The 19,682-nt window shown below is 74.7% G+C and carries 18 protein-coding genes and 1 tRNA gene; 12 read left to right on the plus strand and 7 right to left on the minus strand.

Translation table 11 applies throughout. The features are described from left to right. Positions 1-128: 128 nt before the first annotated feature. Both ACZ55U_RS24235 and ACZ55U_RS24240 read right to left on the minus strand, forming a co-directional pair. Positions 129-464, minus strand: coding sequence for a hypothetical protein (locus tag ACZ55U_RS24235; RefSeq protein WP_465528844.1), 336 nt, complete (start codon positions 462-464; stop codon positions 129-131). 89 nt (positions 465-553) lie between these two features. Further along, positions 554-1,648, minus strand: coding sequence for a hypothetical protein (locus ACZ55U_RS24240; RefSeq protein ID WP_465528846.1), 1,095 nt, complete (start codon positions 1,646-1,648; stop codon positions 554-556). 168 nt (positions 1,649-1,816) lie between these two features. Here ACZ55U_RS24240 and ACZ55U_RS24245 point away from each other — a divergent pair, with 168 nt between their 5' ends. After that, on the plus strand, positions 1,817-2,278 hold the full coding sequence (locus ACZ55U_RS24245) for an RICIN domain-containing protein (RefSeq protein WP_465528848.1): 462 nt from the start codon (positions 1,817-1,819) through the stop codon (positions 2,276-2,278). A gap of 22 nt (positions 2,279-2,300) precedes the next feature. Here ACZ55U_RS24245 and ACZ55U_RS24250 read toward each other — a convergent pair whose 3' ends face one another. The 3 genes from ACZ55U_RS24250 to ACZ55U_RS24260 all read right to left on the minus strand — a co-directional run bounded on the left by ACZ55U_RS24250 (position 2,301) and on the right by ACZ55U_RS24260 (position 5,114). After that, entirely contained in the window at positions 2,301-2,993 is a 693-nt protein-coding gene (locus tag ACZ55U_RS24250; RefSeq protein ID WP_465528850.1) for a tyrosine-protein phosphatase, read from the minus strand. 110 nt (positions 2,994-3,103) lie between these two features. Next, positions 3,104-3,865 carry an SDR family oxidoreductase gene (locus tag ACZ55U_RS24255; protein WP_465528852.1) on the minus strand — a complete coding sequence of 254 codons (762 nt, stop codon included), beginning with the start codon at positions 3,863-3,865 and terminating at the stop codon, positions 3,104-3,106. A gap of 28 nt (positions 3,866-3,893) precedes the next feature. After that, entirely contained in the window at positions 3,894-5,114 is a 1,221-nt protein-coding gene (locus ACZ55U_RS24260; RefSeq protein WP_465528854.1) for a DNA glycosylase AlkZ-like family protein, read from the minus strand. 112 nt (positions 5,115-5,226) lie between these two features. Between ACZ55U_RS24260 and ACZ55U_RS24265 the strand changes: the two genes are divergently transcribed. The 10 genes from ACZ55U_RS24265 (at position 5,227) to ACZ55U_RS24310 (ending at position 16,311) form a co-directional block, all read left to right on the plus strand. After that, positions 5,227-6,081 (plus strand): nucleotidyltransferase domain-containing protein, encoded by an 855-nt coding sequence (locus ACZ55U_RS24265; protein WP_465528856.1) that lies wholly within the window; start codon positions 5,227-5,229, stop codon positions 6,079-6,081. Between the two features lie 7 nt (positions 6,082-6,088). Continuing rightward, positions 6,089-6,161 (plus strand) — tRNA-Lys (locus ACZ55U_RS24270). Between the two features lie 467 nt (positions 6,162-6,628). Continuing rightward, complete coding sequence (locus ACZ55U_RS24275; RefSeq protein ID WP_465528858.1) at positions 6,629-8,410, plus strand: LCP family protein; 1,782 nt, start codon at positions 6,629-6,631, stop codon at positions 8,408-8,410. Positions 8,411-8,543: 133 nt separating this feature from the next. Then, on the plus strand, positions 8,544-9,083 hold the full coding sequence (locus ACZ55U_RS24280; protein ID WP_465528860.1) for an SRPBCC family protein: 540 nt from the start codon (positions 8,544-8,546) through the stop codon (positions 9,081-9,083). 227 nt (positions 9,084-9,310) lie between these two features. Then, on the plus strand, positions 9,311-10,111 hold the full coding sequence (locus ACZ55U_RS24285; RefSeq protein ID WP_465528862.1) for a VOC family protein: 801 nt from the start codon (positions 9,311-9,313) through the stop codon (positions 10,109-10,111). Positions 10,112-10,264: 153 nt separating this feature from the next. Next, positions 10,265-11,011, plus strand: a complete 747-nt coding sequence (locus tag ACZ55U_RS24290; protein WP_465528864.1) for an HAD family hydrolase — start codon at positions 10,265-10,267, stop codon at positions 11,009-11,011. Between the two features lie 102 nt (positions 11,012-11,113). Beyond that, the gene (locus tag ACZ55U_RS24295; RefSeq protein WP_465528866.1) at positions 11,114-13,519 is read left to right on the plus strand and encodes a glycoside hydrolase family 65 protein; all 2,406 of its coding nucleotides are present in this window, start codon (positions 11,114-11,116) and stop codon (positions 13,517-13,519) included. 149 nt (positions 13,520-13,668) lie between these two features. Beyond that, positions 13,669-15,381: a pyruvate dehydrogenase gene (locus ACZ55U_RS24300; protein ID WP_465528949.1), complete on the plus strand. Its 1,713-nt coding sequence runs from the start codon at positions 13,669-13,671 to the stop codon at positions 15,379-15,381. A gap of 85 nt (positions 15,382-15,466) precedes the next feature. Next, positions 15,467-16,102 carry a helix-turn-helix domain-containing protein gene (locus ACZ55U_RS24305; protein ID WP_465528868.1) on the plus strand — a complete coding sequence of 212 codons (636 nt, stop codon included), beginning with the start codon at positions 15,467-15,469 and terminating at the stop codon, positions 16,100-16,102. Positions 16,103-16,134: 32 nt separating this feature from the next. Continuing rightward, the gene (locus tag ACZ55U_RS24310; RefSeq protein WP_465528870.1) at positions 16,135-16,311 is read left to right on the plus strand and encodes a DUF6126 family protein; all 177 of its coding nucleotides are present in this window, start codon (positions 16,135-16,137) and stop codon (positions 16,309-16,311) included. A 90-nt stretch (positions 16,312-16,401) separates the two neighbouring features. Here the strand turns inward: ACZ55U_RS24310 and pdxR are convergent, their stop codons facing one another. Further along, positions 16,402-17,826, minus strand: a complete 1,425-nt coding sequence (pdxR, locus tag ACZ55U_RS24315) for a MocR-like pyridoxine biosynthesis transcription factor PdxR (protein WP_465528872.1) — start codon at positions 17,824-17,826, stop codon at positions 16,402-16,404. A gap of 146 nt (positions 17,827-17,972) precedes the next feature. Between pdxR and ACZ55U_RS24320 the strand changes: the two genes are divergently transcribed. Then, on the plus strand, positions 17,973-18,683 hold the full coding sequence (locus tag ACZ55U_RS24320) for an alpha/beta fold hydrolase (RefSeq protein ID WP_465528874.1): 711 nt from the start codon (positions 17,973-17,975) through the stop codon (positions 18,681-18,683). Here ACZ55U_RS24320 and ACZ55U_RS24325 read toward each other — a convergent pair. Beyond that, a complete protein-coding gene (locus ACZ55U_RS24325) occupies positions 18,668-19,606 on the minus strand; it encodes an undecaprenyl-diphosphate phosphatase (protein ID WP_465528876.1) in 939 nt (312 codons plus the stop codon). The two genes, ACZ55U_RS24320 and ACZ55U_RS24325, sit on opposite strands and share 16 nt — an antisense overlap. Between the last annotated feature and the right edge of the window lie 76 nt (positions 19,607-19,682).

A 19,682-nucleotide genomic window follows, 5' to 3' on the forward strand; every position in this document is an offset into this window, starting at 1 on the left:
CCGGTGGCCCGGTGGCCCGGTGGCCCGGTGGCCCGGTGGCCCGGTGGCCCGGTAGCCGGAGCCCGGCCGGTAGCCGGTAGCGGTACCCGGTACCTTCCGGCCGGCAGTCGGCGGCCACCGGCCGGCGGCTACTTCTTCCGGGCGCAGAGCGCCGTGGCGGCCGTGGACGCCGCCGCGACCACGCCGGTCACGGCGAAGACGGACGGCCAGGCGCCGATCTTCTTCGCCAGCGGGTGGGAGCCGCCGAAGGCCGCCAGGTACAGGCCGGTCAGCGCCGCCGCGGTGCCGGTGCCCCCGGTCCGGCGCCACTGCGCGGCCGCCCCGGCGCCGGCCACCGCCAGCACCGCGCCGCCCAGTTCGCGCCGGCCGCTCCATCGGGCGACGCCGTAACCGCCGACCAGACCGCTCGCCGCGGTCAGCGCGGCGGGCGCGGCGGCCGTGAGCACGTTCGGGACCTTCGCCATCGTCGACTCCACTCGTAGGGGCTGTGCCGGTTCTCCGACCACGGTTTTCCGACCATAACCCGGTGAACGGACGGCGCCGCCGGGGCCTCCTACCGGAACGCCTCGGCGGGCGACTGCCCCGGCGTCGTGGCGGCCAGCCTGCGGGCGGCCTCCGCCGGATCGAGCACCCGCTCCAGCCAGAGGTCGCCCGGGACCTCCTGGATGAACCGCCCGGCCGACCAGCTGCGCTCGTACGGCAGCGGCTCCAGCACCAGGGTGCGCACGCCGTCCACCACCGGGATGTCGCTCGGCGTCCCCTCGTTCCAGATCCAGGAGCCGTCCGGCGCGACCAGGTTGAAGGCGCCGGTGGCGACCACCCGGCGGCCGTCCAGGAACGCCGTGCGGGCCAGCGCCACCACCTCCGGGTCCTGCGGGGTGCCGGGCAGGTGACCGCCGCCGATCAGCACGTCGGCGAGCAGGGTGTGCAGCTGGAAGGTGTCGCTCAGGCCGGACATCCGCAGCAGGTAGCCGGTGCCGGTGGGGCGGTCGAGCACCAACAGCGGTTCGTCGTCCAGCACCAGCGCCAGGTGGACGAGGCCCTTGAAGTCGTGCTGCTCGCCCTGGTAGCGCTCGAACAGCTCCAGGATCACCTCGGTCACCCCCGAGGCGCGGGCCTCGGCCCGGGCCTCGGCGTGGGCGTACACCGCCCAGGCCGCCTGCTGCCACAGGTGCAGCGTCCACCAGGCGACCACGGCCAGGTGGGCGTGCCAGTCGTCCAGGTGCGCCGGGTCGGCTATCCGCTCGTGCGCCTCGGCCGGATCGTCGTCCTCCGCGCTGGGCAGCGGGCCGCCGCCGGTGGCGACCCAGCGCCGCACCAGCAGCTGAGCGCCGGTCAGCGCCCCGCGCAGGCCGGCCAGCACCGGGCCGGAGCAGGCGACCGGGTCGGCGCCGTGCTCGACGCAGGCGCCCACCACCATGGCCAGGTGGGCGCGGGGGAACGGCGGGGCGTCCGGCAGCAGCGCGGCCAGCCGGGGGCCGGCCGTCACCCGCTCCGCCGGATCGGCCGCGCCGAACAGCCCGCCGACCAGGCCGAGGGCGGGGCCGAACCCCTCGTCGTCCCCGGCCGCGACCACGGCCTCCAGGGCGGCCACGGCATCGGTGAACGTGGGCTGTTGACGGTGTGGCGGTATCTGCTCGGTGGACATTCGCCGCAGCATAGGGGGCCGGGTCCGTTCACCGGAAACGCCCCGGTCCGTTCACCGGAAACGCCTCAAGCCCGGCCGCCGGAAGCGCCGCGGACCCGTTCACCGGAGACGCCCCGGCCCGGCCGCCCGCCGTACGGGCCTGTCGGTGCCCGGTGGCAGACTGCGACCGTGACCGACAGCACGACGGACCCCGAGATCACCGACGGCAGCTACCTCATCCGCAACGTCGGCAGCGGCCTGCTGCTGCGGGTCGCCGACGGATCCCGGCGCGGCGGCGCCCGGATCGTCCTCGGCGCGGACGACGGCACCGACGCCCAGCTCTGGCGCCTCACCGCCGTCCACCCCGGCGGCGCGCTGTTCTTCATCGAGAACGCCGGCAGCGGCAAGCGCCTGGACGTCACCGGCGCCTCGACGGAGGACGGCGTCCGGATCCAGCAGTGGTCCGCGAACGCCTTCGGCGCCCAGGAGTGGCTGCTGGAGGCCCACGTCGACGCCCCGGGCACCTACACCGTCAGCAGCTTCATCAGCGGCAAGCCCCTGACGGCGGGCGAGCGCCCGGAGGCCGACGTCCACCAGTGGGAGGACGTCGACTCCCCGGCCCAGTGGTGGCGCTTCGAGCGCCAGGCCTAGCCGGGGCCGGACAGGGCCCGGCTCACACCGAGAGGTTGGCGCGGACGGCGTCGAGTTCGGTGTCGGTGGCGCCGTGGTGGCGGAGGTAGCCGGGGATGGTGCCGTGGTGGTCGTGGATCCAGGCCAGGGAGGAGGCGAGGAGTTCGGCGCCGACCGGGCGGGACAGGCGCTCGGCGCCGGTCTCGTCGAGGTACGGGACGGGGCCCTTGTCGAGGCCGAGGCCGAGGTTGGAGAGCAGGAAGTCGGCGGTGATCTCGGCCTCGGAGGCGTCCAGCAGGGACTGGAGGACGGCGATGGTGAGGCCGGTGCGGTCCTTGCCGACGGCGCAGTGGACGACGGCGGCCGACGACCGGGGCGCGGCGAGGCGGCGGACGACGGCGGCGATCGAGGGGCCGGCCGTCTCGGCCATGAAGGGGTAGAGGGCGGCCTGGTCCTCGGGCCAGTACCGGCCGTCCCCGCGGTTGTCGGGCAGGGTGGGCAGGTTGAGGGTCTCGTGGTCGAGGTCGAAGCGCTGGTCCGGCCAGGTGTCCAGCTCGAACGGGCTGCGCAGGTCGAACACCGTCCGCAGGCCGAGGGCCTTGAGCCGCCGGGCGCCCTCCTCGGTGAGGGTGTGGAACGACCCGGAGCGGTACAGCACTCCCCGGCGGAGGGCGCCGACCCCGCCCGCGTCACGGAAGTTGCGCACCCCGGGGATGTCGATGAAGGCATCGGTCATGGCGACCACCGTACGGGCGGGGGCGGGCCGGCGGAAGGAAACCGGAGGGGGCGGCTCGGTGGCGGGACGGCGCTGTCCGAAACCGGCCCCTCCGGGGCGCGACCGGCTGTTCAGCGGCCGCCCGAGACCTCCAGGAACGCTCCCGTGGTGTACGAGGCCGCCGGGGAGAGCAGGAAGAGGATCGCCTCGGCGACCTCCTCCGGCTGCCCGCCGCGGCGCATCGGCAGATTGGGCGCGACTCGGTCGACCCGGCCGGGCTCGCCGCCGAGCGCGTGGATGCCGGTGTGGATCAGCCCTGGCCGGACGGTGTTGACCCGGATGCCCTCCGCGGCGACCTCCAGGGCGAGGCCGCGGGTCATCGAGTCCACCGCGCCCTTGGCGGCCGCGTAGTCGACGTACTCGTTCGGCGAACCGATCCGGGAGGCGGCCGAGCCGACGTTGACGATGGCGCCGCCGCGCCCGCCGTACCGGGTGGACATCCGGCGGACGGCCTGGGCCGCGCAGAGGAACGGGCCGGTGATGTTGGCGGCCCAGATCCGGTTCAGCCGGTCCTCGTCGATGTCCTCCAGCCGGCACTGCTTCTCCAGCGTGCCGGCGTTGTTCACCAGCCCGGTGAGCGGGCCGAGTTCGTCGTCCACGGTGGTGAACAGCCGCTCCACCTCGGCGGTGCGGGTGACGTCGGCGCGGACCGCCAGGGCGGTGCCGCCCTCGGCCCGGATCGTGTCCACGACGGAGGCCGCCGAGGCCTCGTCGGTGCGGTAGTTGACGCAGACCCGGTAGCCGCGGCGTGCGGCCAGCAGGGCGGTGGCGGCGCCGATGCCGCGCCCGGCGCCGGTGACGATCAGGACCTCGTCGGTGGGGGTGGTTGGCATGGCCGTACGCTACCGCCCGTTCGGCGCCTCAGGCCTTTCCAGCTGCCTTCGCCGCCGCCGCGGCGGCCCGCAGCGCGGCGATCCTCGGCGCGCGGCTCCTCGGCGAGTCGAGACCGAAGCCGCGGGCGTCGCCGAGCTCCTCCCGGACGAACGCCTCGGTGCGGGCCACCGCCTCCCGTAGGGCGTCGTCGAGCGGGACGAAGGGCAGCAGGACGATCTCGGCCCGCTCGGTGTCGTACTCCCAGAGCCCGACGATCCGGCCGCGGTCCAGCACCACGTGGGTCTGCGGGTCGGCCTCGCCGCCGAAGACGCGCCCTGCCCGGCCGGCGGGCAGCGGGCGGGCGGCGTCGGCGGGGTCGAGCAGCCGGGGCAGGTCGCGGTGCAGCAGGTGGATGCCGTCGATGCCCGCCAGCAGGGTGTGGTGCGGCTCGGCCGGCACCTCGAACCCGGCGAACTCCTCGGCGAGTGCGGGCGGCAGCAGCAGCTCCGAGCCGGGCACGACCGGCACCAGCCCGGCCTCGGCGGCGGCGCGGCGGGCGGTGGCGGCGGTGAAGCCGGAGAACCAGCGGAAGTGCCGGAGGGTGGCCGGGCCGGCCCAGGAGAAGTAGCGGTGGGCGAGGTCGACGGCGTCCCCGGCGACCGGCTGGTCCCAGCCGACGTAGCCGTAACGCTGTTGGTCCAGACGGCCGTTGACGGGCACCCGGCGGATCCGGCCGCGCGACTGCATCAGCCCGAGGGCGAGCGGCAGGGTGGTGGTGAGGCCGCGCTTGCGCCCCGGCTCGCCGAGCGGCCGGACGGCGTCGCCGACCGCCTCCCGGATCGCGGCCGGCGCCAGCGGCTCGTCCTCGGACAGCACCCGCTCGACGGCCAGGCAGAGCTTCTCCACCTCGTCCCGGCCGACTCCCAGGTGCTTGTCCGCCGCCGCCAGTTCGCCCGCCGGGGCGGCGGCGCCGACGGCCAGGCCGAGCGCGAAGTCGGCGGCCGGCAGCACGTACGTGCAGCCGCGCGCGGCCGGCAGCTCGTGCACCTCCAGCCGGGCCACCGCCGCGTCCACCGCCGCCCGGCCGAGCCCGGCCCGGGCGAACAGGCCCAGGTACGGCGCCGCGCCGCCCACCGAGCGGGCCCAGCCGGTGGCGGCCAGCACCTCGGCGGCGGAGGCGCCGGTGCGCGGGCCGTCCAGCCACTGCCGGTGCGACCACCAGGCGCGCAGCCTGTCGACGGGGGGATCGGGGTGGGGGTGGTGCTCCATGGGCCCAGTATCGGCGGCCGGTCGGGCCCCGGACCGGAATTCGCTCGCCCGGCGCGGCCCGCTCGGGCGAGGATGCGGTACCCGTCCGTACGTTCCCGAGGGGAGTCCGCCCGTGCCCGCCGACCAGGCCGTCCCCGGCACCGCCTCGCCCTCGGGCACCGCCCTGCTCCCCGGCACCGTCCCGCCCTCGGGCACCGTCCTGCTCTCCGGCATCGTCGGCTCCACCGCGTACGGCTTCGCCCACGCCGGTTCGGACGTCGACCGGCTGGGCCTGTTCGCCGTCCCCACCGAGGAGTTGCACGGCCTCGACCGCCCGGCCGAGTCCCACGTCACCACGGCGCCCGACCTCACCCTGCACGAGGCCGCCAAGTGGTGCCGGCTGGCGCTGAACTGCAACCCGACCGCCTCCGAGCTGGTCTGGCTGCCGGACGACCTGTACGAGGTCCGCACCCCGCTCGGCGACGAACTGGTCGGCCTGCGCTCCTCCTTCCTCAGCGCGCCCGCCGTGCGGAAGGCCCATCTCGGCTACGCCGACCGGCAGTTCCGCAAGCTGCTCACCCGCGACACCGCCGACCCGGCCACCCGCCGACGGGCCGCCAAACACGCCCGGCACCTGGTCCGGCTGGTCGAGCAGGCCGTCCGCCTGCACGAGACCGGCCGCAACCTGATCCGGCTGCCCGACCCCGAACGCGTCCGCGACCTCGGCGAACGCCTCGCCGACCGCCCGGCCCTCGCCGAATCCCTGCTCGCCGACGCCGCCGACCGCCTCGACCGCCCCGGAGTCCTGCCCGCCGCCCCCGACCGGCGCCCCGCCGAGGACTGGCTCCGCCGCGTCCGCGCCACCCACTACACCCCGCCTCAAGGCCCGCTCCACACCCCGGCACGCCACGCAATCCACTGGCGGAGCCCTGGGCCCCACCGGGTAGGATCGCCATGGCCCTCCCACCCGGCACCCCCGGCGCCTTGAGGGCCGCGGGCCACTAGCTCAATTGGCAGAGCTGCGGACTTTTAATCCGTAGGTTCAGGGTTCGAGCCCCTGGTGGCCCACCGTGGTTCGGGCAGCACCCCGGTCGTCGTGGACGCCGGGGTGCTGTCGTCTTCCGGGCCCCTTCGCCCGGCCGCCCGACGTCGAGTGCCGGGGCCGTCACCGTCCGGTGCGCGGGTGCGACGCTCTCCGGCCGGTCGACAACTCCCCTGGTGCGCACGGGCCGGCGGCCGGGGTGCGGGGCAGCCGGGTCGGTGGGGATTCCGGGGGCGCGGGAGCGGGGGAGTGGCGTAAGTCACATCGGAATCGGGCGGTTTCGGGTGTTCTGCCGGGGTGTCATCCGTTGATCGGTGGGATTGCCTGCGGACCGGAGGTCGGTGATCGCGTTGGGCCTAAATATGATCGGAAGTCGCGATCGTCGATAGGGCTGACGGTCGTATGTGCAACCTGGGAACGGCCCGGGCCGTCTCCCTGTGTGCGGTGCGCCGGATCGTCAGGGGCGTCGCTTCCGTCGGTGAAAGGTACGCGCATGTCAGGTCAGTGGGGCGAGGGCCCGGCTCGGGGCGAGGACGCGCCCGGTGCGCTCACGACCGGAGGCGCGAAGGACGGTGGCGCCGTGCCGCCCCCGCGGTCCGGCGGCCGGGCGGAGGCTCGCCGCGCCGGGCAGGGCAAGGGCGGCCGGGGCGGCGGCAAGGCGGAGGCGGGCGGCGCGGCGGGGGCGGGCGGCGGTGGCCGGGCGGCGGCGCGCAAGGGCGCCAAGCCCAAGAAGAACGTGAAGAAGATCGTCGCCTGGTCGACGGCGGGCGTGCTGGTGGTCCTGGCCGGTGTCGGCGGCGCGATCTACCTCAAGCTGAACGCCAACATCAAGTCCTTCGACGGCGACGCGATAGCGCGCAACCGCCCGCCGGAGGCGCAGGCCGACGCGGACGGCAACAAGCCGGTCAACGTGCTGCTGATCGGTTCGGACAGCCGCGGCAAGAACAACTCCGACCTCGGCGGCGGCGAGGACGGCGGCGCGCGCTCGGACACCACGATCCTGCTGCACGTGTACGCCGACCACAAGCACGCCGTGGGCATCTCGATCCCGCGCAACGCGATGGTCCAGATGCCGTCCTGCAAGCTGCCCAACGGCAAGTGGACCAAGGGCGGGAACACCGACCTGTTCAACGCGGCCTTCTCCATGGGCGGCAGCGACGACGGCAACCCGGCCTGCACCCAGAACACCGTGGAGAAGGTCACCGGCATCCGGGTCGACCACACCCTGGTGGTCGACTTCAACGGCTTCGCGGCGATGACCAAGGCCGTGAACGGCGTGGACGTCTGCCTGCCGAAGCCGATCTACGAGGGGGACATCAACCCCAACCTGCCCAAGAAGGGCGCGGTCGTGCTGCCGCAGGGCAAGCAGACGGTGGAGGGCCAGCAGGCGCTGGACTACGTCCGGCTGCGGCACGGCATCGGCGACGGTTCGGACATCGGCCGGATGATGCGCCAGCAGGCGTTCCTCAGCTCGCTCGCCACCAAGATCAAGAAGGACGGGATGAGCCCCACCACCCTCCTTCCGCTGGCCGACGCCGCCACCAAGTCGCTGACCGTCGACCCGGGTCTGGACTCGGCGGACAAGCTGCTGTCCTTCGGCCTGTCGCTGAAGAACATCGACATGCACAACCTCAAGTTCGTGACGGCGCCCTGGCGTTACCGGACCCAGGACAAGAACATCGACCTGGTCGAGGCGGACGCCAACAAGCTCTGGGAGACCCTCAAGGCTGACCAGACCATCGACGGCCAGAACGCCACCGGCCAGCAGCCGGACGCTCCGGCCGGCGGCACCACCCCGGCCCCGCAGCAGCCCGCGCCGCCCACCACCCCGCCCGCCCCGGCCGGGGACGCCGCCAACTCCGCGATCAAGGTGGCGGTCTACAACGGAACGCTCACCAACGGCCTGGCGGGCAAGGCGACCGAACTGCTGAAGGGTGCCAAGTTCACCGCCAACACGGCCGGCCAGGCGATGAGCACCAAGTACAAGACCACCACGATCGAGTACGGCTCCGGGCAGAAGGCGAACGCCGAGAAGGTCGCCGAGCTGTTCCCGGGCGCCAGCCTGGAGGCCAGCAGCTCGCGGGGCATCTCGGTGATCGTCGGCCAGGACTACGCGGCCGCGGCGGGGCTGGGCGCCGGCGCGCCCGCCGGCGGAGCGCCGACCACCCCCGGGGTCCAGGCGCCCCCGCAGCCGCTGCCGACCACCATCACCAACGACGCCCGCTCGGCGGACGACGACATCTGCGCGAACACCAGCTACGGCAGCGGCGGCTGACCTCGGTCGCCGCACGGCAGCGCGGGGACGACCCCCGGGCCGGCGTCCTCCGGGCGCGCGGGCCCGGGGGTCGTGCCATGGTGGGCCGGGAGGGGACCGCGCGTATCCGCGGTCACCGCGAAAGGCGGACCCCATGCCCGAGATCGCCCTCCAGCTCGACATCGCCGCGCCCCGGGAGGTGGTGCTCGCCGCGCTCACCACGCACGACGGGCTGACCGCCTGGTGGACCACCGCCGTGGACCGGGACGGCGACGTGCTGCTGTTCGACTTCCCCGACGTCCCGGAGCCGTTCCGGCTGCGGGTGGAGCGGGCCGACCGGGACCGGGTGGTGTGGACCAACGCCGGGTCCTTCCCGCCGCACTGGGCGGGCACCTGGATCAGCTGGGAACTGGCGGACCAGCCCGCGCCACCCGGCCGGCCCGCCGCTCCGGACCACCCCGCCGCTCCCGACCACGCCGCCGCTCCCGACCACCCCGCCGGACCCGACCAGTCCGCCCCGGCCGAGCGCACCCGGCTGCTGTTCCGGCACGGCGGCTGGCAGCCGGGCAGCGAGGACGGCGTCCCGGCGGTGGCCGGCACCTGGGCGGAACTGCTGGTCCGGCTCAAGGACTACGCCCAGAGCGGCAAGGTGCAGCCGTACTTCGTCACCGCGCACCGCCACGACGGCCCGTGACCCCCGTGGCCGCCGGTCGCCCGCCAGGGCGCCGTCCGGTGGCGGGATCGCGGCGGTGGGCCGATGGTGGCGGTGTACCGCCGTCGTCCCGGACCGGCCGGACCCCGCAGGGCCCGGCCGGTCCGAGGACCCGACGGCCCGCCCGGTGCGACGGCCCCGACCCGATCCGGGGGCCCGACCGCCCCGACCACCACAGCCGGCCACCACCGCCTCCGGGAGGCCCAGCAATGCCCGTAGTCACCGATCCGTACAAGCCCGGCACCCCGTGCTGGGTCGACCTGATGGCGAGCGACCAGCAGGCCGCGCTCGACTTCTACCGCGACCTGTTCGGCTGGCAGGGCGAGGTCGGCCCGGCCGAGTTCGGCGGCTACGCCGTGTGCACGCTCAACGGCAGGCCGGTCGCCGGGATCATGGCGCAGATGGCGCCGGAGGGGCAGCCGACGCCGCCGGTCGCCTGGACCACCTACCTCGCCTCGGACGACGCCGACGCGTCCAGGACGTCCATCGCCGAGGCCGGCGGCACCGTCCTGTACGACCCGATGGACGTCGGCACGATCGGCCGGATGCTGGTCGCCGCCGACCCGACCGGCGCGGTGTTCGGCGTCTGGCAGGCGATGGACTTCATCGGCGCGGGCGTGGTCAACGAGCCCGGCGCCCTGGTCTGGAACGAGCTCAACACCGCCGACACCGAGGCGGCGGGCCGCTTCTACCAGCCGGCCCTGGGGCTGCGCCCGGCCACCATCCAGGGCATGGACGGCTACTTCTCGCTCAACGTCGGCGACCGCACGGTGGGCGGCATGCAGGCGATCCCGAAGTACCTGGCGCCCGGCACCCCCTCGCACTGGATGACGTACTTCCTGGTCGACGACGCCGACTCCACCGTGGACGCCCTGGTCAAGGCCGGCGGCTCGGTGATCCAGCCGCCGTTCGACATGCAGGCCGGCCGGATGGCCGTGGTCGACGACCCGCAGGGCGCGGTCTTCGCCGTGATCCAGTCGCCCGAGGCGCAGATGCCCGACTCCCCGTAGCCGCCCCCCGCCCGGCCCGGCCCCACCTCGCCCTGTGCCGCCGCACCTGGCCGGCCCCCGCCCCGGTACGGCGGGCATCGGGAAGCCGCCCTTCCCGCGACGCGCCGCCGGGAATGGGCGGTATCCCCCGCGATCCCGGGTAAGACTGCACCCATGCTGGGGCTACCGGACGACATCCGTGCTTTCCTCTTCGACCTCGACGGGGTGCTCACCCAGACCGCGAAGGTGCACGCCGCGGCCTGGAAGGACACCTTCGACGCCTTCCTGCGCGCCGAAGCCGCCCGCACCGGTGGGCAGTTCGTCCCCTTCGACGCCGTCGCCGACTACGACACCTACGTGGACGGCCGCCCGCGCCTGGACGGCACCCGCGCCTTCCTGCGCAGCCGGGGCATCGAACTGCCCGAGGGCACGCCGGACGATCCGCCCAACTCCCGTACGGTGCAAGGGATCAGCCGCGCCAAGAACGACACCGTGCTACGGCTGATCCGGGAGCAGGGCGTCCAGCCGTACCCGGGCTCGGTCGACTACGTGCACCGGCTGCGCGCGGCCGGGCTGCCGAGCGCGGTGGTCTCCTCCAGTGCCAACTGCCGCGACGTGCTGCGGGCGGCCGGCATCGAGGAGCTCTTCGAGGTGATCGTGGACGGCAACGTCGCCAAGGCCGAGGGTCTGCCCGGCAAGCCGGCCCCCGACACCTACCTGTACGCGGCCCGCGCCCTGGGCGTCGAGCCGGCACACGCCGCGGTCTTCGAGGACGCGCTCGCCGGGGTCGCCTCCGGCCGGGCCGGCGGCTTCGGCGCGGTGGTCGGGGTGGACCGCGTCGGCCAGGCCGCCGAACTGCGCCGGGACGGTGCCTCGGTGGTCGTCCAGGACCTCTCCGAGCTGCTGGGGGAACAGGCGTGAGCGAGCGGCGAGGAGGGCGCGTGAGCGAGCGGCGAGGAGGGCGCGTGAGCGAGCTAGTCATTGAGGTGGGCGCATGAGCGAGCTAGTCATTGAGGGGTGCGCATGAGTCCCTCGGACACCTTCACGATCGACCCCTGGCAGATCACCGAGCACGGCCTGGACCTGGCCTCGCTGGCGCGCGCCGAGTCCGTCTTCGCGCTCTCCAACGGGCACATCGGGCTGCGCGCCAACCTGGACGAGGGCGAGCCGCACGGCCTGCCCGGCACCTACCTCAACGGCGTCTTCGAACTGCGCCCGCTGCCGTACGGCGAGGGCGGCTACGGCTACCCGGAGTCCAGCCAGAGCGTCATCAACGTGACCAACGGCAAGATCATCCGGCTGCTGGTGGACGACGAGCCCTTCGACCTGCGCTACGGCGAACTCGTCAGCCACAAGCGCTGGTTGGACTTCCGCGAGGGGCTGCTGCACCGCGAGGCCGAGTGGACCTCCCCGGCCGGGCGGACGATCCGGGTGCGCTCCTCCCGGCTGGTCTCGCTCACCCAGCGCGCCATCGCCGCCGTCGAGTACAGCGTCGAGGCGGTGGACGGCCCGGTGCGGATCGTGCTCCAGTCCGAGCTGGTGGCCAACGAGCAGCTGCCCGGAAGCCCGGAGGGGGACCCGCGGGCCGCCGCCGTGCTGGAGGCGCCGCTGCAACCCGAGGCGCACCACGCCAGCGACCTCAAGGCCGTCCTGGTGCACCGCACCCGCTACAGCGGCATCCGGGTCGCGGCCGGGATGGACCACGTCATCGACGGCCCGGAGCAGTCCGACACCGTCGCCGAGTCCGAGGCCGACCACTGCCGGATCAGCGTCACCACCGTGCTCAAGGCCGGAGAGCGGCTGCGGCTGGCCAAGTTCATGGCCTACGGCTGGTCCGGCACCCGCTCGCTGCCCGCCGTCCGGGACCAGGTGGAGGCCGCGCTGACCGCCGCCCGGTACACCGGCTGGGACGGCCTGATCGCCGAACAGGCCGAATTCCTCAGGGAGTTCTGGGAGACCAGCGACATCGAGATCGAGGGCGACGTCGAACTCCAGCAGGCCGTCCGGTTCGCCGTCTTCCACGTCCTCCAGGCCGGCGCCCGCAGCGAGGAGCGGGCCATCCCCGCGAAGGGCCTGACCGGGCCCGGCTACGACGGCCACAGCTTCTGGGACACCGAGACCTTCGTCCTGCCGGTGCTCACCTACTGCCTGCCCAACGCCGTGAACCAGGCGCTGCGCTGGCGGCACACCACCCTGCCGCTGGCCCGCGAGCGGGCGGTCCAACTCGGCCTGGCCGGCGCGGTGTTCCCGTGGCGGACGATCCGCGGCGAGGAGTGCTCCGGGTACTGGCCGGCCGGCACCGCGGCCTTCCACATCGGCGCCGACATCGCCGCCGCCGTGGCCCGCTACGTCCGGGCCACCGGGGACGAGGAGTTCGAGCGCGAGTACGGGCTCGAACTGCTCGTCGAGACCGCCCGGATGTGGCGCTCGCTCGGCCACCACGACGTGGAGGGGAGGTTCCGCATCGAAGGCGTCACCGGCCCGGACGAGTACAGCGCCATCGCGGACAACAACGTCTTCACCAACCTGATGGCGCAGGCCAACCTGCGCGCCGCCGCCGAGGCCGCCGTGCGCCACCCGCACGAGGCCGCCATGCTCGGGGTGGACACCGAGGAGACCGCCGCCTGGCGCGACGCGGCCAGTGCGATGTACATCCCGTACGACGAGAAGCTCGGTGTCCACCCGCAGGCCGACGACTTCACCCACCACCAGGTCTGGGACTTCGAGAACACCCCGCCCGAGAACTACCCGCTGCTGCTCCACTACCCGTACTTCGACCTGTACCGCAAGCAGGTGGTCAAGCAGGCCGACCTGGTGCTCGCCATGCAGGTGCGCGGGGACGCCTTCACCGACGAGCAGAAGGCCCGCAACTTCGCCTACTACGAGCGGCTGACCGTCCGGGACTCCTCGCTCTCCGCCTGCACCCAGGCGGTCATCGCCGCCGAGGTCGGCCAGCTCGACCTCGCGTACGACTACACCGCCGAAGCTGCCCTGATGGACCTGCACGACCTCGGCGGCAACACCCGCGACGGCCTGCACATGGCCTCGCTCGCCGGGGCCTGCGTCGCGCTGGTGGCCGGCTTCGGCGGGCTGCGCGACCACAGCGACTCGCTCTCGTTCCGCCCCCGGCTGCCGTCCGGGCTGATGCGGCTGAGCTTCTCGCTGCTGGTGCGCGGGCACCTGCTCGGCGTGCGGATCAGCCACGACGGGACGACCTACACGCTGCGCCGCGGCGACATCCTCCACCTGCGGCACGACGGCGAGGCGGTGCAGGTCAAGGCGGGCTCCCCGGTCACCCTGCCGACCACCGTCCCGCCGGCCCAGGAGCGGGTCTCCCAGCCCCCGGGCCGCGAACCGGCCCGCCGCCAGCCCCAGGCGGGCCTGGTGGCGGGCAAGCTCGGCCAGCAGGACCACCTGGCGGCGGAGTAGGCCGGGGGCTCGGACGGGTGAGGGCGGTGTCCCGGTGCCGCCCTCACCCGTCCGGCCCACCCCGGCTGCGCCCGCCCCCGCCACGGCGGAGGGTGCAGGTGTCCCGTGGCGACCGAAGGAGCGCAGCCGTGGCGAGCGTGGCCGAACAGATGGTGGAGGTGCTCCGGCAAGCCGGGGTGGAGCGGGTCTACGGCGTCGTCGGCGACAGCCTCAACCCCGTCGTGGACGCGATCCGCCGGGCCGACGGCATCAGCTGGGTGCACGTGCGCAACGAGGAGGCCGGCGCCTTCGCCGCCGCCGCCGAGGCCGAGCTCTCCGGCCGGCTCGCGGTCTGCGCCGGCTCCTGCGGCCCCGGCAACACCCACCTCATCCAGGGCCTGTACGACGCCCAGCGCAGCGGCCTGCCGGTGCTCGCGCTGGCCTCGCACATCCCGTCCGGGCAGATCGGCACCGGCTTCTTCCAGGAGACCCACCCCGAGCGGGTGTTCACCGACTGCAGCAACTGGTGCGAGATGCTCTCCACCCCCGCCCAGCTGCCCCGGCTGCTGCGGGTCGCCATCCAGCACGCGCTCGGCTCGCACGGCGTCTCGGTGCTCGCCTTCCCCGGGGACGTCGCCGCGCTGTCCGCCACCGCGCCCACCGGCACCAGCCACTTCCTCACCGAGCAGGCCGTCGCCGCGCCGCCCTGGTCCCAGGTCCAGGAGCTGGCCCGGCTGCTCAACGCGGCCCGCAAGGTGGTGCTGTTCTGCGGGGCCGGGGTGCGCGGCGCGCACACCGAGGTGATGGCGGCCGCGCAGGCCCTGAACGCCCCGGTCGGCCACTCCCTGCGCGGCAAGGAGTGGATCCAGTTCGACAACCCGTACGACGTCGGGATGAGCGGCCTGCTCGGCTACGGGGCCTGCCACGAGGCGCTGCACTCCGCGGACCTGGTGCTGCTGCTCGGCACCGACTTCCCGTACGACTCCTTCCTGCCGCAGGCGCACACCGTCCAGGTCGACCACGACGCCACCCGGCTCGGCCGCCGCACCGCGCTGGACCTGGCCGTCCACGGCGACGTGGCCGCCACCCTGCGGGCCGTGCTGCCGCTGCTGGACGCCAAGCGCGACCGCGCCTTCCTGGACGCCATGCTGCGCAAGCACTACCGCTCGCTGGAGGACGTGGTCGGCGCGTACACCCGGGACATCGAGAAGCACCTGCCGATCCACCCCGAGTACGTCGCCGCGGTGCTGGACGACGTGGCCGCCGAGGACGCGGTGTTCACCGTGGACACCGGCATGAACAACGTCTGGGCCGCCCGCTATCTCCAGCCCAACGGCCGCCGCCGGGTGATCGGCTCCTTCCTGCACGGCTCGATGGCCAACGCCCTCCCGCACGCGATCGGCGCCCAGCTCGCCTGCCCGGGGCGGCAGGTGATCGCGATGGCGGGCGACGGCGGGATCGGCATGCTGCTCGGCGAGCTGCTCACGGTGGCCAAGCACCGGCTGCCGGTGAAGACGGTGGTCTTCAACAACGGCGCGCTCGGCATGATCAAGCTGGAGATGCTGGTCTCCGGCTACCCGGAGTCCGAGATCGACAACGGGGACGTGGACTACGCCGGGATCGCCCGGGCGATGGGCATCCAGGCGAAGCGGGTGACCGAGCCGGCCCGGGTCCGGGAGGTGCTGGCGGAGGCGCTGGAGCGGCCCGGCCCGGCGCTGGTGGACGTGGTCACCGACCCCAACGCGCTGTCCATCCCGCCGCGCATCACCGCCGCCCAGCTGAAGGGCTTCGCGCTGGCGGCGAGCAGGACGGTGGTCTCGGGCGGCGTCGGGCGGATGATCGACCTGGCCCGGAGCAATCTGCGGAACATCCCGCGGCCCTGAGCGCGGGAGGGGGCCGAAAGTCCCTACTCCTTGCCTCTGGGGCAAATTCCTTGCCCGGCGGGCACGGCGGGTGTCCACTGGACACATGACCAGCAGCTCCACCGGTGCCGCCGCCGCAGGCGAACAGCTCGACGACCAGGAGGTCGCCGGCCTCGCCGCCCGCCTTCGCGAGCACCGGCTCAGCAGCCGCCTCACGCTGGAGGTGGCCGCCGGGCGGGTCGGGCTCTCCCCAGCCTATCTGTCCCGGCTGGAGACCGGCCGCCGGCAGCCGTCGCTGCCGGTCCTGCTCGGGCTCGCCCGCGCCTACGGGACCTCGGTCTCCGGACTGCTCGGCGAGACCCTCGCCGAGCCCGACCCGATCGTCCGGGGCGGCGACATCGAGCCCGGCCGGGCCGGTGGCTGGGGCTACCGCCGGGCCGGGGCCCCGGGCCGCGCCATGCAGGCCCTGCGGGTGCACGTCCCGCCGGGCGTCCAGGACGCGGTGGTCCGGGTCCACCCGGGCGAGGAGTGGCTGTACGTCCTGAGGGGCGCGCTCCGGGTCACCCTCGGGGACCGCGTCCACCACCTCGGTGTGGGCGACTCCGCCCACTACGACTCGCTCACCCCGCACTGCATCGCCGCCGAGTCGGACGCCGGCGTCGAACTGCTCTTCGTCCACACCCTGTTGCAGAGCCCGGGCGGCGAGCTCTGCCTCGGCGGCGGCCCCACCGCCGCCCACTGAGCCGCCGTCAGAACACCCCGGAGGAGATCACCATGGCCGATCCCACCACCACCCTCGCCCCGGACACCCCGGCCGGCCCGAAGACCATGGACGCCGGCAAGTGGGCCAACAAGCGGATCTACCTCCGCCTGCTGATCTACACCGTCGGCGGCCACGCCTTCGCGGGCTTCATCATCCTCCTGTTCGAACTCGGCAGCCGCAACAAGTAGTCAGGGCCCCGGACGCCCGCCTCCCACCCCCGGGGGAGGCGGGCGTCCGGTGTGTCCGGGCGCCGGTGCGGGAGCGGTCGGGCGGCCCGCTCACGCCTCGCGCAGCAGTGCGCAGAGGGCCTGGACCGCCGCCGGGAAGGCGTGGTCGGGCGGGGTGGCGTAGCCGATGACAAGGGCGGGCGGGGTGCCGGCGGGGGCCGGGCCGGTGGCGCGGTGCCAGCCGAGGCCGGACAGGGAGAGGCCGGCCCGCTCGGCGCGGGCGAGGAGCTCGGCCTCGGGGGCGGAGCCGGCAGGCAGCTGGAGGACGGCGTGCAGGCCGGCGGCGATGCCGGTGACCCGGACGTGCGGGGCGTGATCGGCGAGCGCCGCCACCAGCTGGTCGCGCCGGCGCCGGTAGTGCAGCCGGCAGCGCCGCACGTGGCGGTCGTACGTGCCGGAGGTGATCAGCTCCGCCAGCGTCAGCTGGTCCAGCACCGGGGACATCGTGTCGGCCCGCGTCTTCAGCCGGGCCACCGGCTCGACCAGCGCGTCGGGCAGCGCCAGCCAGGCCAGCCGCAGGCCCGGCGCGAGGCTCTTGGCGGCCGTCCCGGCGTACACCACCCGGTCCGGGTCCAGCGCCTGCATCGCGCCGAGCGGCTGCCGGTCGTAGCGGAACTCGCCGTCGTAGTCGTCCTCGATGACGTACCGGTCCTGCTCCCGCGCCCACCGCACGGCCTGTGCCCGCCGCTCCGCGGGCAGCGCCGCTCCGGTGGGGAACTGGTGGGCGGGGGTGAGCAGGACGGCGCCGGCCCGGGCGTCGAGCCGGTCGACGAGGGCGCCGTCCGCGTCCAGCGGCACGGGCACGGTGGTGAGCCCGGCGGCCCGGACGGTCGCGTGCTGCGGCGGCAGCCCGTACTCCTCGACGGCCAGGGAGCGGGCGCCGAGCTCCCGCAGGGCCGCGCAGACCAGGCCGAGGCCCTGGGTGACGCCGGTGCAGACGAGCAGGTGGTCGGGGTCGGTGCGGACGCCGCGGACCCGGGCCAGGTAGTGGGTGAGCGCCTGCCGCAGTTCGATCCGGCCGAGCGGGCTGCCGTAGTCGAGGGCCTCGTGCGGCGCGGTGGCCAGGGCGCGGCGGGCGGCGGCGAGCCAGGCGGTGCGGGGGAAGAGCGACAGGTCGGGCCGCCCGGCCATCAGGTCGTGGCGGGCGCGGCGCCGCGGTGCCGGCGGCCGGGCCGGCCGTACGGCGGGCGAGGGCACGCTCCGCCGGGCGACGGTGGTGCCGGAGCCCTGCCGGGAGCTGAGCCAGCCCTCCGCCGTGAGCTGGCCGTACGCCTCGACCACGGTGTTGCGGGCGATCCCGAGGTCCTCGCCGAGGGCCCGGGAGGACGGCAGCCGGGTGCCGGGGGCGAGCCGCCCGTCCTGGACGGCCTCGCGCAGCGCGTCCTCCAGGGCGGCCCGCAGCCCGGCGCCGGCGGCCCGGCGCTCGGTGAGGTCCAGGTGCAGGTCGCCGCCGAAGGAGGTCCAGGAGGTGCTCACGGGCCCATTCTCCCGTGGCACGGCGGGGCGCCGGGCCCGACGTCGGTGCCGGTGCCGGGGCCGGGCACGGTCGCCACGCTTCCTCCACGTGTTGTTTCCCGGCGGTTCCCGGGCCGCCGTCGCGGCCGCGCGCTACGGTGCCGCCCATGGCGAACTTTGTGCTGGTGGCGGGTGCTTGGCTGGGTTCCTGGGCGTGGGACGAGGTGGCGGCGCAGCTGCGGGAGGCCGGGCACGGGGCGTACCCGCTGACGCTCTCCGGGCTCGCGGAGAAGCGTGGCGTGCCCGCCGGGCAGCAGGCGCATGTGGCGGACGTCGTCGCCGAGGTGGAGCGGCTGGACCTGCGCGAGGTGGTGCTGGTCGGGCACAGCTACTCGGGCATCCCGGTGGGGCAGGCCGCCGAGCGGATCGGCGAGCGGCTGGCCGGGCTGGTCCTGGTGGACGCCAACGTGCCGGTGTCGGGGGAGTCCTTCGCCGACCAGCTGCCGGAGCCGGCGGCGCTGCGGGCGGACCTCGCCGCGCACGGGGGCTGGTGGCCGCCGCTGCCTCCGGCCGAGTTCGCCGAACAGGGGCTGACGGTCGGCCAGATCAACCGGATCGCGGCCGGGGCGACCCCGCACCCGGGCCCGTCGCTGACCGAACCGGCGTTCCTGGAGGGCCCGTTGGCCGCGCTTCCGGCGGTGTACGTGAAGTGCCTGCTGGACTGGCCGGAGCCGCCGCCGGTGGTCGCCGAGCTGGTCTCGGCCGGCCACTGGCGGCTGGTGGAGCTGGACACCGGGCACTGGCCGATGTTCTCCCGCCCGGCCGAACTCGCCCGGATCCTGGCCGGGGCGGTCCGGATGGCTCAGAGCGACAGGTAGACCGCACCGGCGGCGCCGGCCAGGAAGCAGTAGACCGCGAACGGCGTCAGGCTGCGGGTCTCGAAGTACTTGGTGAGGAACCGCACCGAGACGTAGCCGGCCACGAAGGCGGCGAGGCTGCCCGCGAGGACCGGGCCGAGCACGCCGGAGTTCTCCGGCCGGAACAGCTCGGGCACCTTCAGCACCGAGGCGGCCAGGATGACCGGGGTGGCGAGCAGGAAGGAGAACCGGGCGGCGTCCTCGTGGTGCAGGCCGCGCAGGACGCCGGCGCTCATGGTGACGCCCGAGCGGCTGATGCCGGGGAACAGCGCGAGGATCTGGGCGGCGCCGATCCAGGCGCCCTGCCCGAAGCTCAGCCTGGTCAGCCGCTGGTCGGAGGCGATCGCCGGGTCCGGCTCCGGCCCGTCGGCGGAGGCGGAGCCGGAGGCCGCGGGGGCGGCGTGCCCCGCGCGGCGGCGCCCGGTGCCGCCGCGCTTGAGCCGCTCGGCGCCGAGCAGCACGAGTCCGTTGAGGGCGAGGAAGACCGCCGCCGGGACGGGCTTGCCGAGCGCGTTGCGCAGCGCCTTCTCCAGGGCGAGGCCGGCCACGCCGACCGGGATGGTGGACAGGACGAGCAGCCAGGCGAGCCTCTCGTTGCGGGTCTCCACCCGGCGGTGCCGGACCGAGCCGAACAGCCCGTCGATCACCCGGACCCAGTCCTTGCGGAAGTAGACCACCAGCGCGAGGGCGGTGGCCAGGTGCAGGGCGACCAGCGCGGCGAGGTAGGAGGAGCCCTCGGCGGTCATGTCGAGGTCGTGCTGGACCTTCCCGCCGAGCAGGGCGGGCACCAGGATGCTGTGGCCGAGGCTGGAGACCGGGAAGAGTTCCGTCACGCCCTGGAGCAGGCCGACGCCTATCGCTTCCGGGTAGGTCAGGGTCGACATCGCGCACCTTCGCTCGGGGAGGGGGTCGGTGGCCGCCCGGATCCGGGGCCGTCGCGAAGCTACTACGCACATGTAG

This window comes from Kitasatospora sp. NPDC034533 (assembly GCF_055575155.1).